The following is a 281-nucleotide window of genomic DNA, read 5'->3' as shown; positions in this document are numbered from 1 at the left end:
CCGGCGGCAACACCACCGCTGACGACGTTGATACCGCCGACGCTCAGGGTCTGCACACCGTCCAGCGCGGTGATGGTGAAGGTGCCGCTTTGGGTCAGTGCTGAAGCATCCGGGTTGGTGCCGTCGCTGAGGTTTTTCTCCTGCAGATTCAGCTCGCCGCCTTCGGTGTCCAGGCCTTCGATGATCACCGGGTCGTCGTTGTTGTGCACCTGCAACACCAGGTTGGCGGTGCTGGTATCGCCGTCGGCGTCGGTCAGGGTGTAGGTGAAGGTTTCAGTGCC

The 281-nt window shown here is 62.6% G+C and carries 1 protein-coding gene; it reads right to left on the bottom strand.

Annotation, left to right across the window (positions count from 1 at the left end):
- Positions 1–281, bottom strand: a 281-nt coding sequence (locus HU811_RS27245; protein WP_186659239.1) for a hypothetical protein, incomplete at both ends; no start/stop codon positions are given.

It is taken from the genome of Pseudomonas tehranensis, from assembly GCF_014268615.1.
Lineage (GTDB): Bacteria > Pseudomonadota > Gammaproteobacteria > Pseudomonadales > Pseudomonadaceae > Aquipseudomonas > Aquipseudomonas tehranensis.
This window is presented reverse-complemented; position numbering and strand designations above follow the sequence as displayed.